17 protein-coding genes and 1 pseudogene are annotated in these 14,845 nt (G+C 68.1%); 16 read left to right on the forward strand and 2 right to left on the reverse strand.

Annotated elements, in window-relative coordinates:
• The first annotated feature begins 4 nt into the window (after positions 1-4).
• Positions 5-1,216, forward strand: coding sequence for an acyl-CoA dehydrogenase family protein (locus tag AC1RSK_RS08940; RefSeq protein ID WP_492907153.1), 1,212 nt, complete (start codon positions 5-7; stop codon positions 1,214-1,216).
• Positions 1,217-1,248: 32 nt separating this feature from the next.
• Here AC1RSK_RS08940 and AC1RSK_RS08945 read toward each other — a convergent pair whose 3' ends face one another.
• Positions 1,249-2,241, reverse strand: a complete 993-nt coding sequence (locus tag AC1RSK_RS08945; protein ID WP_492907154.1) for a hypothetical protein — start codon at positions 2,239-2,241, stop codon at positions 1,249-1,251.
• 85 nt (positions 2,242-2,326) lie between these two features.
• Between AC1RSK_RS08945 and AC1RSK_RS08950 the strand changes: the two are divergent.
• From AC1RSK_RS08950 to AC1RSK_RS09000, 11 genes and pseudogenes are all read left to right on the forward strand, one after another.
• Positions 2,327-2,467, forward strand: a pseudogene (locus tag AC1RSK_RS08950) (LuxR C-terminal-related transcriptional regulator); the annotation flags it as partial.
• 193 nt (positions 2,468-2,660) lie between these two features.
• A complete protein-coding gene (locus tag AC1RSK_RS08955) occupies positions 2,661-2,930 on the forward strand; it encodes a hypothetical protein (RefSeq protein ID WP_492907421.1) in 270 nt (89 codons plus the stop codon).
• 5 nt (positions 2,931-2,935) lie between these two features.
• Positions 2,936-3,070, forward strand: coding sequence for a hypothetical protein (locus AC1RSK_RS08960; protein WP_492907422.1), 135 nt, complete (start codon positions 2,936-2,938; stop codon positions 3,068-3,070).
• 69 nt (positions 3,071-3,139) lie between these two features.
• Entirely contained in the window at positions 3,140-3,490 is a 351-nt protein-coding gene (locus AC1RSK_RS08965; protein WP_492907155.1) for a hypothetical protein, read from the forward strand.
• An 85-nt stretch (positions 3,491-3,575) separates the two neighbouring features.
• Positions 3,576-3,986: a hypothetical protein gene (locus AC1RSK_RS08970; RefSeq protein ID WP_492907156.1), complete on the forward strand. Its 411-nt coding sequence runs from the start codon at positions 3,576-3,578 to the stop codon at positions 3,984-3,986.
• 64 nt (positions 3,987-4,050) lie between these two features.
• A complete protein-coding gene (locus AC1RSK_RS08975) occupies positions 4,051-4,446 on the forward strand; it encodes a helix-turn-helix domain-containing protein (RefSeq protein ID WP_492907157.1) in 396 nt (131 codons plus the stop codon).
• Positions 4,447-4,521: 75 nt separating this feature from the next.
• Positions 4,522-5,559 (forward strand): NADP-dependent oxidoreductase, encoded by a 1,038-nt coding sequence (locus tag AC1RSK_RS08980; RefSeq protein ID WP_492907158.1) that lies wholly within the window; start codon positions 4,522-4,524, stop codon positions 5,557-5,559.
• On the forward strand, positions 5,556-6,356 hold the full coding sequence (locus tag AC1RSK_RS08985; RefSeq protein ID WP_492907159.1) for an enoyl-CoA hydratase/isomerase family protein: 801 nt from the start codon (positions 5,556-5,558) through the stop codon (positions 6,354-6,356). Before AC1RSK_RS08980 ends, AC1RSK_RS08985 begins: the two co-directional genes overlap by 4 nt.
• A gap of 173 nt (positions 6,357-6,529) precedes the next feature.
• Entirely contained in the window at positions 6,530-7,684 is a 1,155-nt protein-coding gene (locus AC1RSK_RS08990) for an acyl-CoA dehydrogenase family protein (protein ID WP_492907160.1), read from the forward strand.
• Entirely contained in the window at positions 7,681-8,835 is a 1,155-nt protein-coding gene (locus AC1RSK_RS08995) for an acyl-CoA dehydrogenase family protein (protein ID WP_492907161.1), read from the forward strand. Before AC1RSK_RS08990 ends, AC1RSK_RS08995 begins: the two co-directional genes overlap by 4 nt.
• 158 nt (positions 8,836-8,993) lie before the next feature.
• Positions 8,994-9,827, forward strand: a complete 834-nt coding sequence (locus AC1RSK_RS09000) for a glycine zipper 2TM domain-containing protein (RefSeq protein WP_492907162.1) — start codon at positions 8,994-8,996, stop codon at positions 9,825-9,827.
• 51 nt (positions 9,828-9,878) lie between these two features.
• Here AC1RSK_RS09000 and AC1RSK_RS09005 read toward each other — a convergent pair whose 3' ends face one another.
• A complete protein-coding gene (locus tag AC1RSK_RS09005; RefSeq protein WP_492907163.1) occupies positions 9,879-10,889 on the reverse strand; it encodes an adenosine deaminase in 1,011 nt (336 codons plus the stop codon).
• 266 nt (positions 10,890-11,155) lie between these two features.
• On the opposite strand from AC1RSK_RS09005, the gene AC1RSK_RS09010 reads away from it, so the two are divergent.
• From AC1RSK_RS09010 to upp, 4 genes are all read left to right on the forward strand, one after another.
• Positions 11,156-11,299 (forward strand): hypothetical protein, encoded by a 144-nt coding sequence (locus AC1RSK_RS09010; RefSeq protein WP_492907164.1) that lies wholly within the window; start codon positions 11,156-11,158, stop codon positions 11,297-11,299.
• Positions 11,300-11,446: 147 nt separating this feature from the next.
• Positions 11,447-12,703, forward strand: coding sequence for a GTP cyclohydrolase II (locus tag AC1RSK_RS09015; RefSeq protein WP_492907165.1), 1,257 nt, complete (start codon positions 11,447-11,449; stop codon positions 12,701-12,703).
• 208 nt (positions 12,704-12,911) lie between these two features.
• Complete coding sequence (locus tag AC1RSK_RS09020) at positions 12,912-14,135, forward strand: DUF1688 family protein (protein ID WP_492907166.1); 1,224 nt, start codon at positions 12,912-12,914, stop codon at positions 14,133-14,135.
• Positions 14,136-14,146: 11 nt separating this feature from the next.
• Positions 14,147-14,776 (forward strand): uracil phosphoribosyltransferase, encoded by a 630-nt coding sequence (gene upp / locus AC1RSK_RS09025; RefSeq protein ID WP_492907167.1) that lies wholly within the window; start codon positions 14,147-14,149, stop codon positions 14,774-14,776.
• Positions 14,777-14,845: the final 69 nt, after the last annotated feature.

The raw sequence follows: 14,845 nt of genomic DNA on the forward strand, positions 1-14,845 counted from the left end.
TGCCATGGACCTTGATTTCCTGCCCGAGCACGCCGAGTTCCGCACAGAGGTCCGGACCTGGATCGAGGACAATTTCCCCAAGGCCATCCGCGACAAACAGGCGACCGGCGAGCATCTCAACAAGGAGGAAATCCTCTCCTGGCACCGGATCCTCCACAAGAAGGGCTGGCTGACGCCGTCCTGGCCGACCCAGTACGGCGGCACGGGCTGGGACCCGGTGCGGCGCTACATCTTCAGTGAGGAACTGGCCCGGGCCAACACCAGCCAGCCCAGCTTCGGCCTCGGGATGATCGGGCCGGTGCTCTACACCTTCGGCTCCGACGACCAGAAGGAGAACCTTCTCAAACCCACCCTGGCCGGCGACATCTGGTGGTGCCAGGGCTACAGCGAGCCCGGCGCCGGTTCCGACCTGGCGGGCCTGTCGACCAAGGCCGAGCGCTTCACCGGCGACGACGGCAAGGAATACTACAAGGTCAACGGCCAGAAGACCTGGACCACCCAGGGCCACTTCGCCGACTGGGGCTTCTTCCTGGTCCGCACCGACTTCACCGCCAAGAAGCAGGAAGGCATCACCTTCCTGCTGATCGACATGAAGACCCCGGGCATCAGCGTTAAGCCCATCATCACCATCGACGGCGGCCACGAGGTCAACGACACCTTCCTGGAAGACGTCATCGTGCCCGTGGAGAATCGCATCGGCGAGGAGAACAAGGGCTGGACGGTGGCCAAATACCTGCTCGGCCATGAGCGCACCGGCATCGCCGGCGTGGCGCGGTCCAAGCGCGGCATCGAACGCCTGCGCGAAATCGCCGCCGGCCAACTGGCCGACGACGGCGCTCCGCTGATCGACGACGCCGACTTCCGCCGCAAGATCGCCGAGCTGGAGGTCGACCTGCAGGCGCTCGAATACACCGAGCTGCGCACCCTGGCCGGCGAGAGCAGCGGCAAGGGGCCCGGCCCGGAAGCGTCGCTGCTCAAGGTCAAGGGCACCGAGGTCGGCCAGCGGCTGACCGAACTGACCCTTGAAGCGGCCGGCCATTACGGCGAGCCCTATTTCCGCGGCTTTCCCAAGGAGGGCGGCAACGCCCTGCCGATCAGCCCCGACTTCGCCTTCAAGGCGGGCCCGACCTACTTCAACATGCGCAAGACCTCGATCTTCGGCGGCTCCAACGAAATCCAGCGCAACATCATGGCCAAGGCGGTGCTGGGGCTTTGATTGGCGCCTGACCCCTCAGGGGCGTTAGAGCCTCACCCACCCCGCCGCCAAGCCGCTTCGGCGTGGGATCGGACGTTGACCGCTTCGACGGGACTGGGATTTTTCGACTGATCGCCACATGCCGCGTCAAGAGCCTTTCGGGTGTGGGGATAGTCTTTTACCGACCAGGGCCCGCGAGGAAGGCTGTCATCTGTGACGCGCCGTTCCACGTCCCAGAAGGTCTCCCCCAAGGTCGACGCTTGGCCCACATCGCAGTCGAAGACCATCTGTCGGTCTGAAATGTACCGGACCCTGCCGCCCGTGCCTCGGACGAGGACCAACATGTGGAAGATGGCCTGATCCCCAGACTTGCCGCCGCCTTCCCGATCCAGATACATCGCGCGGCCAAGGCTTGCATCGATTGCCACCGGAACGTAGCTGCCGGACTCAAGGGCAGAGATAGCTGTCGCGGTACGGGCGCCCGGAAATGACCGATCCCTCTGGGCTCCCCCAGTTCGGCGGGCGGCGTCGATTTCGATTTGATCGAGCCGCGCAAAGACCGGCGTTTCCGCCTGCCGAGGACCGCCGCAGAAATGGTCGACGAGCGCGCCTTGGTAAGATCGGGGAAATGGCATCTCAGGGGTCCCCTTGGCTGGCGCGCCTGTCGCGCTCACCATTCCCCAGTCGCAGGATATTTCCAGCGTGAGTTGGCGAACGTCAGTCTTGACGTCCGCGCGGGTGAAGCGCTCGATCGGACCTTCGTAAAACGCGATCACTTCGGCTACTTCGACCCCAAAGCCGCTTGGCGTTGCATGAACTGAGCTCTGATCCCAATACCCTTGCGGGGTGCGCTCTTTGCTGACGATCCTGCGATACTCTCCCGAGGGCTGTTCGGCGCAGCTTGCCGATAGTGCGGAAATCAGAAGGACGTTCAGAGCAAAGATTGCGCGTGTGCGTCGGAGCTTCGATGTGCTCAATGTATTCCCCCGGCCAAGCCTGTCGTTCTCCAGCATGGTGCCGACCGCCTCGGTGGGCAACTGGTTCAAATTAAACCCCGCCTTGAACCAATAGCGCCAACACTGCCCGGTTGACTCCACTGGCATTGCGGGCAGCTTGTGCCAGTCTCCACCTATGGGGGAGAATGACGCAGAGTCCCGGACCGGGTTCGATGCCCTGACGCCGCGCGAGCGTGAGTGTCTGCGGCTGGTGGCGCGCCATCGCCAGTCCAAGGAAATCGCCCGCCTCCTGAACATCTCCAAGAGCACGGTCGACAAACATATCGACCGGGCCCGCGAACGGATCGGCGCCGCCGACCGCCGGGCCGCCGCCCTGGCCTTCGTCGCCCACGAACTCGCCCACAATCCGGGTATGGATATCGAATACCCACCCGATCCGGACACCATACCCAAGCCCGCCGCACCCCGGTCAGTTGAGCCTCAGTTCAACGCCGAACCGGGGACTTCCAGTGACCGCATCCGAGACACAAACCAGCCAGGACGGGCGACCGATTTCCAGCCCGGTGTTCCTGGTCAGCTGGGCGGCGCTGGAAGCGGCTCTGAGCCTGCTGGCCAGTCCCGATCGGGCCGGCCAGATACCGACGGTTATTTCGGCCCTGCGCCGGCTGCAGCCTTCCTTGCCGCCGGAGAAGCTGCTGGTGCAGATCCTCAGCGCCACGGCCTGGCTGACCTCGGACGAGACCTCCTTGGCCGTATCCGGGGAGGCGTCCATGACCTGACGCCGTTGCGCCTGCTGACGCTGGTCGCCCTCATCGCGATCATCGGCAGCCTTCTGCTGGGGGGCGTTCTGATGGGGGCTCACGAAGTCGCCCTGCTTGTCCAGCGCATCATCGACGGGGTCGTGCCGCCCCGCGGCTGAACCATTCCCGACAACCCATTCGAACACGCCGCGCCGGCCACCGGTCCGCGCGAGCAGGAGACTCATGCCATGAAACGCCGAATCGTCGCCCACAAGGTGGCCGACCAGCTGTTCGCCGCGGAACTCGCCATCGACAGGGCGCTCAGCGAAACCGCCCGCCTGACCAGCATGCTCAGCGACGGCCGCGTCGAGGCCGGCCTGTCGGCGGTGGTCGGCCAGTCGGTCATGGACCGCACCTGCGCCTCTATCGTCGCCCTGGCCAACGGCCGCCGTGAACTGGTCGAGGCTCATGGGGCCCTGACCGAGGTCAAGAACCAGATCGGCCTGCGGTCCGTCGCCATCGGCGGCATGGAAAAACCCGAGGAGAACGCCCCGGCGCCCACCGGCGAACTGCCCCGCCGCCTGCGCCGGGTGGTCTGACGCCGCGTCGTGAGGCCTGTGTCATTGCGCCCAGGCCCGATTGGCCGACACTGGCGGGGATTCGATCACGCTTCGGACCCCCGCCATGTGGCCCAAACTTCTGCTCATCGCCGGCAATGTGATCATGGCGAGCGTCTGCCTCTACGCCCTCTGGAAGGGCGACAGGCCAGCGAAAATCGGCGGCGCGGTCGTCGCCCTGGCCTGGATCGGGTCCTGGCTTTTGCAGGACAGGGTCCATATCCTCGAGACGCAATGGGCCGTCGCCTGGCTCGATGTCGGGCTGCTGATCGTCTTCGTGATCATGGCTCTGCGCTGGCGGCGCGGCTGGCTGATCTTCGCCTGCGCGACCCAGCTCCTGACCGCCGCGACCCACTTCACCGCCCTGCTAGACCCGCGTCTGTTCGCCCTGGCGGTCATCACCGCCTATTACGTCTGGAGTTATGCTACCCTGGCAGCATTGGCGTGGGGGACTCGCCTTGCCGCAAGACGGCAATAAACGCGAAACCTCCGTCGGCTATCCGACTTGAAACTTTCGTTTCAGTCGTGTTGGAGATGTGGCCATGCCCCCCGATGGTCCCGCCGAAGTTGATCTGCATGTCGGCCGCCGCATCCGGCAACGCCGAAAGGCGCTCGGCGTCACTCAGGAACAGCTGGCCGACAGCCTCGGCCTGACCTTCCAGCAGGTGCAGAAGTACGAGCGCGGGGCCAACCGCGTCTCGGCCTCCAAGCTCTACCAGATCGCCGCCACCCTGCAGACGCCGGTGGCCTATTTCTTCGAGGGCCTCAGCGATCCGGTCGACCAGCCGGTGGTCGGCGAGACCGGCTTCGACCGGGCGATCAACGAATTCCTGATGAGCCCCGAGGGCCTGGAGATCGCCTCCCTGTTCGTCCGCATCGAAAAGCCAGGCCTGCGTCGCCAGATGGTCCATCTGATGCGGGCCATCGTCGAAGAGTAGGGGTTCCCCTCGCCGGGCCTGACCTCCTAAGCTGCCTCCAACGCCGGCCGCCATAGAGCCGGGATGGGAGGCCTGGTGACCGTAACGACCCGACGCTGGGTGCTGGCCCGCCATGTGAGCGGCGCGCCGACGCCCGACGACTTCCGGCTGGAGACGGCGCAGCTTCCCGCCCTCGCCGAGGGCCAGTTCCGCGCCCGCACCATCCTGGCCTCGGTCGATCCCGGCATGCGCTCGCGCCTGTCGGGCGGCGACAGCTACGCCGGAGCCATGAAGCTGGGCGAAGGCATCGACGGCTTCGCGGTGGCTCAGGTCGAAGAAAGCCAAAACCCGAACTTCGCCCCCGGCGACGTCATCGCCGCCGGCGGCGGCTGGCGCGAGCATCTGGTCTCCGACGGCCGCGGCGTGATCCAGAAGATCCCGACCGAATGGAAGCCCAAGGGCGTGCCGCTCGGCGCCTGGATCGGCGTGCTGGGCGTACCCGGCATGACCGCCTGGTTCGGCCTGCACCGCGTCGCCCAGGCCAAGGAAGGCGAGACCCTGCTGGTCACCTCGGCGGCCGGCCCGGTCGGGGCCACGGCAGGCCAGATCGGCAAGAAGCTCGGCCTGCGCGTCGTCGGCGTCGCCGGCGGCCCCAAGAAATGCGCCTGGCTGAAGGATGAGGCCGGCTTCGACGCCGTCATCGACTACAAGGCCGAACCCGACCTGACGGCGGCCATCGCCGCGGCCTGTCCCAAGGGCGTCGACATCCTGTTCGACAACGTCGGCAACGAGAGCATCGACCGGGTGCTGCCGATGATGCGCCTGCGCGGCCGCGTCGTCGTCTCCGGCCAGGTCGCCGACTACAATATCGAGGCGGCCGATCGCGTCGGCATCAGGAACACCAGCGTCTTCATCACCCACCGGGTGCGCATGGAGGGCCTGGTGGTGTTCGACGACCTGCGCGGCTTTGCCGAAGCGCAGGCGACCCTGGCAGGCTGGATCGCCGACGGCTCGCTGAAGATCGCCATCGAGGAGTTTGACGGCCTCGAATCCCTGCCCGGCGCCTTCTGCGGCCTGTTCCGGGGCGAGAACTTCGGCCGGCGCCTCGCCCGCCTGGCTCCGGATCCCGCATGACCCAGGCCCTGTTGCAGAACTTCACCCGCTTCCGCTTCGACCGCGATGGCCGGGTGCTGACCGTGACCCTCACCGGCAATGCGGTGAACGCCGTCGACGCGGCCATGCACGACGAGCTGGCCCGCCTGTTCATCGAGCTGCAGGCCGACGAGGACAGCGATCTGATCGTCCTCACCGGCCAGGGCCGCGCCTTCTGCGCCGGCGGTGACTTCGACTGGTTCGACGAACAGATCAGACGCCCAGCCGCCTTCCGCGCCATCGCCCACGACGCCAAGCGCATCGTCTCCACCCTGCTGGACCTGGAAAAGCCGATCATCTGCCGCCTGAACGGCGCGGCGGCGGGCCTGGGGGCCACCATCGCCCTCCTTTGCGACGTCATCATCGCCGATGAGACCGCCAAGATCGGCGATCCCCACGTCAAGGTCGGCCTGGTGGCCGGCGACGGCGGGGCGGTGATCTGGCCGCAACTGATCGGCTTCGCCCGCGCCAAGGAGCTGCTGCTTACTGGCGAGCTCCTGTCGGCGACGGAGGCCGCCCGCATGGGGCTGATCAACTACGCCGTTCCGGCCGAAGAGCTCGACGCCAAGGTCGCCGAACTGGTCGGGAAAATCCTCGCCAACCCCCGCTGGGCCGTGCGCTGGACCAAGACGGTGGCCAACATCGCGCTCAAGCAGCTGGCCGTCAGCACCAGCGACGCCGCCGTCGCCTACGAGATGCTCTCCAACATGACCGCCGACCGCGCCGAGGCCGTCAACGCCTTCCGCGAACGGCGCAAACCGGACCTGACGGGGGAATAGAATGGATCATCACCGTTCCTTCTCCCGCTTGTCGGGAGAAGGTGGCCCCCGAAGGGGGTCGGATGAGGGCAGCGCCGCCGTTAGACGACCGCCCATCGCAAACCTTCCTCAGCCGGTGCTGCCCTCATCCGTCGGCTTCGCCGCCACCTTCTCCCGACAAGCGGGAGAAGGGTATGAGTGAGCCGGGCCACGTCACAGAACTGCGCCGGCAACTGCAGCGCTTCGTCGCCGAGAAGGCGCCGCGCGAGAAGCGTCGCGAGTGGGACCGCACCCACAGCTTCCCGCGCGACCTCTACGCCGAGCTGGCCGCCATGGGTCTCTGCGGCCTGACCGTGCCGGAGGAATACGGCGGCTCGGGCCCCGACATCCTGGCCGCCGTCGCCGCCATCGAGGAGCTGTGCCGGGCCGGGTCCTTCCTGGCCGGCCCCTTCATCCAGTGCGCCTTCTACGGCGGCATGAACATCCTGGAGAACGGCTCGCCCGAGCAGAAGGCAGAGCTCCTGCCGCGCCTGGCCAGGGGCGAGCTGATCTTCGCCTACGGCCTCTCCGAGCCCGACGTCGGCGGCGACCTGTCGGCCGTCAGCACCCGCGCCCGCCGCGACGGCGACGAGATCGTCATCGACGGGGCCAAGCGCTGGTGCACCGGCGCGGACTTCTCCGACTACATCTACTGCCTGGTCCGCTCCGACCCCGACGCCCCCGCCCGCCAGGGCTTGAGCTTCGTGCTTATCCCGACCAAGGCGCCGGGGGTCACCATCACCCCCATCGACCATGTGAACCTGCGCTACACCCTCTCCTCGGACGTCCATTTCGACGGCGTCCGCCTGCCGGCCAGCGCTATCGTCGGCGGCGAGGGCAGGTGGAACCGGGGCTGGGGCATGCTGGCCGGCCGGGCCCTCGACATCGAGAAGCTGGAGATCAGCGCCTGCGCCTTCGGCCTCGCCCAGGCGGCGCTGGAAGAGGCCTGGGACTACGCCCAGACCCGCCAGCAGTTCGGCAAACCGATCAGCGGCCACCAGGCCGTCCGCCACGCCCTGGTCGACGCCAAGACCAGGCTCGAGGCCTGCCGCCTGATGCTCTACCACGCGGCCAACCTGGCCAACGACGGCCAGCCCTGCGCCGCCGAGACCAGCATGGCCAAGCTGTTCATCGGCGAGACCGGCGTCGAGATCGCCCTGGCCTGTCAGCGGGTCATGGGCGCCTATGCGCTGAGCGCCGACTACGACATCGAGCGCAACGTCCGCGACCTGCTCTCCATGCCGATCGTCGGCGGCAGCTCCAACATGCAGCGCAACAACCTCGCCGCCCTGTGGCGACTGGCCGGATGACCATGGACCCTATCCAGATCGCCAGCAGCCTGCGCGAGCAGGTCCGCCCCCGCGCCGCCGAGATCGAGGCGGCGCGCCGTTTCCCGCCCGATTTGGCGCAGGCCCTGGTCGCCTCCGGCCTGCTGCGCCTGCTCGTCCCGGCCGGCATGGGCGGCCTTGAGGCCGATCCCGCCACCGTCGCCCGCGCCATCGAGACCGTGGCCGAGGGCGACGCCTCCAGCGGCTGGTGCCTGATGATCGCCGCCACCACGGCGATGATGTCGGCCCGCCTGGCCCCCGACCACGCCGCCGAGGTGTTCGGAGACCCGTCGAGCCTCGCCGCTGGCGTCTTCGCGCCCATGGGCCGCGCCGTCGACACCGGCGACCACTGGCGGGTCACCGGCCGCTGGAAATGGGGCAGCGGCTCGCAGAACGCCCAATGGGTGGCCGGCGGGGCGGTGCTGATGGGGGAGGGCGGTCCGCAGCTCGACGCGGGCGGCCAGCCGCTGCACCGGATGATGTTCTTCCCGGCCGCCCAGGTGGAGTTCATCGACACCTGGCGCACCTCCGGGCTCTGCGGCACCGGCAGCCTCGACTTCGCCGTCAAGGACTTGGCTGTCCCCAAGGGCCGCACCGTCGCCCTGCAGTCCGATCCGCCGCTGGCCGACGGGGCGGTCTTCCGCTTCCCGCCGTTTGGCATGCTGGCCATGGGCATCGCCGCCGTGGCGCTGGGCAACGCCCGCGGGGCCCTGGCCGACTTCGCCGCCGTCGCCGCCGTCAGCACCAGCCAGGGCTCGCAGCGGTCCCTGGCTGAACGCAATGTCGTGCAGTCGGAGTTCGCCCAGGTCATGGGCGAGGTCGAGGCCGCCCGCGCCCGCTTTTACGAAACGATCGAGGTGCTCTGGCGGGCCGTCCAGACGGGCGCAGCCACCCCCATCGCCGACCGCGCCCACCTGCGCCTGGCCTGCGCCCACTCCGCCAAGGCCAGCGCCGACGCCACCCGCCGGATCTACGACCTCGGCGGCGGGGCGGCGGTGTTTCTGGAAAGCCCGTTGCAGCGCCGGTTCCGCGACGCCCACGTCATTACCCACCACATCATGGTCGCGCCCTCGGTGTTCGAACTGGCGGGCCGGGTGCTGCTCGGCCTGCCGACCCGCGACGACATGCTGTGAAAGCCCCGTTGTGAGGTCGGCGCCACACCGCCCGACCCAATTCGAGGCGACGGCAACCGCTTAGCGACAACGGCGTTTCTTAGCCCATCGGACCTCGGGGACGGAGAGATCCGCAGGGGGCGGCTACGGCCGCCTGGGAACCGCCTGGAGCAAGACCAATGAAAGCCCACCGACCTATCACCATCGCCCTGGCCAGTATCCTGGTCATGAGCACCGCCATCCCGGCCTCCGCCCTGGCGCAGTATCGCCGCAGGGACCCGGCGCCGGCTCCGGCCCCGGCCCAGACCTACGAGGAATGGCTGGACCAACAGGAAGACTATCGCCGCGAGCAGCAGGAATACGAGGCCGCCCGCCGCGCCTGGCAGGAGCGTGAATCCGCCTACCAGGCCCGCCAGGCCCGCTATCAGGAACGCCGCCAGGACTACGAGATGCGTCGCGCCCAGTGGGAACGCGACCGTGCCGAGTATGACCGCCGCTACGGCTACGGCGCCTATGTCCGCCGCTATGGCGATTGGCGCTACGATCCGGACGGCCGTTACGTCGCCGATCGCGATGACCGCCGTGGCGGTCGCGACTACTACGCCGACTGGCGTGATGAGCGCTGCGAACGCCGCGAGGACCGCAGCCAGGTCGTCGGCGGCCTGATCGGGGCCCTGGCCGGCGCCGCCATCGGCTCCAACGTCGCCGGCAATGAAGCCCGCACGGAAGGCACTGTGCTCGGGGCCGTGGTCGGCGGCGCGATCGGCGCCAACATCGGCGAAAAGGCCGCCGAATGCGACGACGACGGCTACTACTACACCTATGCCCAGACCTATGAGTACCGCGAGCCTCGCTACGACCGCGGCTACCGCAGCGGCCGATATGAGCGCGACTGGTACGTCCGCAACCGCTGCCGCCTGGCCGTGGCCCCGACCGAATGGGGCGGCCGCACCGACTACCGCTACGTCCGCGTCTGCCCCGACCGTCGCGGTCGCTACCGCATCACCAGCTAGAGCTGGCGATCTGTGTGAGGGGAGGGGCCGTCCGTCCGGGCGGCCCTTTCTCTATTGGGCCGCATAGGCGTCGATCGCCTGCAGGTGCAGCGCCACCCGTTCCTCGTCGAGGAAGCTGCCGGTGAAGCTGTTCTTGGCCAGCAGCACCAGGTCTTCCTTCGTCAGGCCCAGCGAGGCGGTCACCGCCCGGTAGTTGTCGCCGACATAACCGCCGAAATAGGCCGGGTCGTCGCTGTTGACGGTGGCGTGCAGCCCCAGGTCCAGCATCCGCTTCAGCGGGTGTCTGGTCATGTCCTCGACCACGCACAGCTTGTGGTTCGACAGCGGGCAGACGGTCAGGGTCATGTCCATCGCCGCCAGTCGCGCGGTCAGGGCGGCGTCCTCCAGGCTGCGGTTGCCGTGGTCGATGCGGTCGACCTTCAATAGGTCCAGCGCCTCCCAGACATACTCCGGCGGCCCCTCCTCGCCGGCGTGGGCGACCTTCAACAGGCCCCGCTCGCCGGCCGCCTTGAACACGCGTGCGAACTTGGAGGGCGGATGACCGAGTTCCGAGCTGTCCAGCCCGACCCCGGCGATGCGGTCCAGGTACGGTTCGGCCGCCTTCAGGGTGTCGAAGGCGGCGTCCTCGTCCAGGTGGCGCAGGAAGCAGAGGATCAGCTTGCTGGTAATCCCGTGCTGGGTCTGCGCCGTGCGCATGCCGGCCAGCAGGCCTTCGGCGGCGACGCTGAACGGCAGGCCCCGGTCGGTGTGGGTCTGCGGGTCGAAGAAGATTTCGGCATGCACGCCGCCATCGGCCGCCAGCCGGTCGAAATAGGCCACGGCCAGATCGTGGAAGTCCTCCTCGGTCTGCAGCACCCCGGCGCCCTGGTAGTAGATGTCGAGGAAGTCCTGCAGGTTGGAGAATTCATAGGCCGCCCGCACCTCTTCGACCGACTTGAACGGCAGGTCGACGCCGTTGCGGCGGCCGAACGCGAACATCTGCTCCGGCTCCAGGCTGCCTTCGATATGCAGGTGGAGCTCGGCCTTGGGCAGGCCGGCGATGAAGGCGTCGAGGTCGGACATCAAGAAACTCCAGTCGAAACAAGGATTTCGCCTGCAAGGCGGCGTCAGGTCAAGTCGCAGAGACTGTCGGGTAACCGACAGTATAAGCATGGTATCCAAAGTGTGAATATTCAGAATGTTGCAAATCAGTCATCCTGTTCTAGGATGTCCTCTCCGCTGATCCAGAAAACAAGCCTCGGCGGAGAGGTTTCGATCTTCCCGTTTCCCGTGTTGGGGAGCTTCCGGTGCGTCTGTTTTCGTTTTACATCCATGATAGCCGGTACAGCGTGCCGACCCTCCAACTCGTCGACGCCCTCGACGAGGATCGGGCCCGTGAAATCGCCCAGGCGCGGCTCGACGAGTCCATGGCCCACCTGGCCGTCGAGGTTCGCGAAGACGATACGCGGCTGTTCGAGGTGACGCGCCCCTAGCGCCCGGTATTCGAGCCTCTCTACCGCTCCCTCGCCCCCTCTTGCCAAGCAAACGGTTCGGGACCACTATCTCCGCTCAAAGGCCCCCTGCCGGCGAAAACCGGCGGGGGCTTTTTCGTTTCTGGAGAGCCCACGGGCCAACTACGCATGTCTCTTAACCGCCAAGGTCACATTCGCCTGACGTCCCACCCGGGTGTCGGCGGCGCCAGCCGCTTCCCCCTGACCTGGGGCGCCCCCACCGCGCAAGAGCGCGGACCGGTCGTCGCCACGGTCAATTCCGGCGTCGACCGCAACGCCATCGGCGCCCACGGCGGCGCCTACAGCGTCTACCGGGCGCTGGCCATTTCGTCGGGGGCCATGAACCCCCTGGTCCGTCCCGACCTCACCGACACCTCGCCGGTCGTCGAGATCGGGCCGCACGATCAGTGGCTGAATCCCGAGAAGATCGTCAGCCTCGACCCCTGGGGCCACCGTGTCGCCCAGGACTTCGGCCACCTGATCGCCGAGGGCGTCGACATCCGCCCGACCATCGCCATCACCAAGGCCCGCCTGACGCTGCCCGAGATCAGCGAGGCGATCGGCGCCGGCCGGCTGAAGATCGACGGCGACATCGTCCATGACAGCCACGACGTGGCCGTCACCAAGGCCGCCATCGACCCGGTCTGGCACCTGCCCGGCATCGCCGAGCGGTTCGAGGTCGAGGAGACCCAGCTGCGCCGGACCCTGTTCGAACAGACCGGCGGCATGTACCCCGAACTGGTCACCCGGCCGGACCTCAAGGTCTTCCTGCCGCCGATCGGCGGCATCACCCTCTACATCTTCGGCGACCCGGCCTTCATCGGCCGCGGCGACAAGCGCCTGACCTGCCGGGTGCATGACGAGTGCAACGGCTCCGACGTCTTCGGCTCCGACATCTGCACCTGCCGTCCCTACCTGACGCATGGCATCGAGGAGTGCGTGCGCGAGGCCCAGAACGGCGGCTCCGGGCTGATCGTCTACAATCGCAAGGAAGGCCGGGCGCTCGGCGAGGTCACCAAGTTCCTCGTCTACAACGCCCGCAAGCGCCAGCCCGGCGGCGACCAGGCGGCCACCTACTTCGAGCGCACCGAATGCGTCGCCGGGGTGCAGGACGCCCGCTTCCAGCAGCTGATGCCCGACATCATCCACTGGCTTGGCATTCGCAAGATCGACCGTTTCGTCTCGATGTCGAACATGAAGTACGACGCCCTGGCCCACGGCGGCATCGAGATCGGCGAACGCGTGCCGATCCCGGATTACCTGGTGCCGGACGACGCCAGCGTCGAGATGGAGGCCAAGAAGGCCGCCGGCTACTACACCCCCGACGCCCCGCCCTCGGCCGAAGACCTGACGAAGGTGGTCGGGCGGGGGCTGGATAAGTTCTAGCGACGCGCCACCGGTGTTCCCTCTCCCGCTCGTCGGGAGAGGGTGGCCCCCGAAGGGGGTCGGGTGAGGGCAGCGCCGGCCTTTCCGGGGCCCCTCGTTCTGGCGCCGACCGCGCGGTCGCCAATCTTCCATAGCCGGTGCTGCCCTCATCCGACGGCTTCGCCGCCACCTTCTCCCGACAAGCGGGAGAAGGAACACCAGAGTTGATATGACCGAAACCGAAGCCGCCCAGTCGCTCCTCACCCCCGCCGCCGTGCGGACCCGCGCCCATGAGATGCTGTCCCTCGCCCTCGACGGCGACCTCACCGACTGGCGCGTTGACCTGACCCAGCTGGAGCCGGTGGCCGACCGCGTCGCCGCCGTCATCCGCAGCCAGTACCCCTCGCTGCAGGTGCCGTTCCACGCCCGCTGGCGTCACTTCGTGGTCGGCGGCCAGGACCTCTGGGCCCAACTCTCCGGGCGCAACGATTGGGAAGACGCCGCCCACCGCGCCCGCGCCGCCTTCGATCTCGCCATCACCAGCGTCCTGCTCGACGCCGGCGCCGGTCCCGCCTGGCGCTACGAAGACCGCGCCACCGGCTCCATCACCACCCGTTCGGAAGGTCTGGCCGTCGCCAGCCTGCGCCTCTTCGAGTCCGGCGCCTTCTCGACCGGCGACGACCCCCTGCGCGCCGACAACCTCTCGGCCCTGACCACCAAGGCCCTGGCCAAAGGCTTCCAGGTCACCGACGCCAACCCGCTGCTCGGCCTCGACGGCCGCGCCGACCTGCTGCGCCGCCTCGGCGACCAGGCCAGCGCCCGCCCCGACCTCTTCGGCCTCAAGGACAGCCCCCGCCCCGGCGGCCTGTTCGACGCCATCGCCGCCCGCGCCAAGGACGGCCGCCTGCCGGCGCCGGTCATCCTCGAAGTCCTGCTGGAAGCCCTCGGCCCCATCTGGCGAAACCGCCTGACCCTCGGGTCCTTGCCGCTCGGCGACACCTGGCGCCACCCCGCCATCAAGCGCGACGACGCCACCAACAATCTCGTGCCGATCCACAAGCTCAGCCAGTGGCTGGCCTACAGCCTGATCGAGCCGCTCGAAGAGGCCGGCATCGCCGTCCACGACATCGACGGCCTCACCGGCCTGGCGGAATACCGCAACGGCGGCCTGTTCATGGACGGCGGCGTGCTGCTGCTCAAGGACCCCGCCCAGCAGCACCTCAGCCAGGACGTCTCCCGCCCCCTGATCATCGGCTGGCGCAGCCTGACCGTCGCCCTGCTCGACCGTATCGCCCCCATGGTCCGGATGCGCCTCGGCGTCGCCGAAGCCGACTTCCCGCTGGCCCGCGTGCTCGAAGGCGGCACCTGGGCGACGGGCCGCATCCTCGCCAAGGAGCGCCGCGCCGACGGCGGTCCCCCGCTCAGCATCGTCAGCGACGGCACCGTCTTCTAGGAGAACCACCGATGAAGGGCGTCACCGTCGTCGACCACCCGCTGGTGCAGCACAAGCTGACCCGCCTGCGGGACAAGGACACTTCGACCAAGACCTTCCGCGAGATCATGCGCGAGATCTCGATCCTGCTCTGCTACGAGGCCACCCGCGACCTGGCCCTCGAAGACCGAGCGGTCGAGACCCCCTTCGAGACCACCCAGTCGCCGCAGATCGCCGGCAAGAAGCTGGTCTTCGCCCCCATCCTGCGGGCCGGGGAGGGGATGCTGGAGGGCATGCTCAGCCTGGTCCCCAGCGCCCGCGTCGCCCACATCGGCCTCTACCGCGACCCCACCACCATGGTCGCCGTCGAGTATTACCTGAAGGTCCCCGAGACGATGTCCGAGCGCCAGGTCATCGTCATCAACCCCCTGCTGGCCACCGGCGGCACCGCCAGCGCCGCCGTCGAGCGGTTGAAGGAACAGGGGGCCAGCGATCTCTCCTTCGTCTGCATCCTGGCCTGCCCCGAAGGCATCGCCCGCCTGCAGGGCGACCATCCCGGCGTCCACATCTGGTGCGCCGGCATCGACCGCGAGCTTGATCCGCAGGGCTTCATCCGCCCCGGCATTGGCGACGCCGGCGACCGGCTGTACGGCACCCGCTAGCGGTTCGTCCCTATACGGATCGTCACCGCCGTCCGATTCCGGCCACAGACCGATTGTGGCCGCGACGAC

It is taken from the genome of Caulobacter sp. GW821-FHT11A05 (assembly GCF_058809015.1).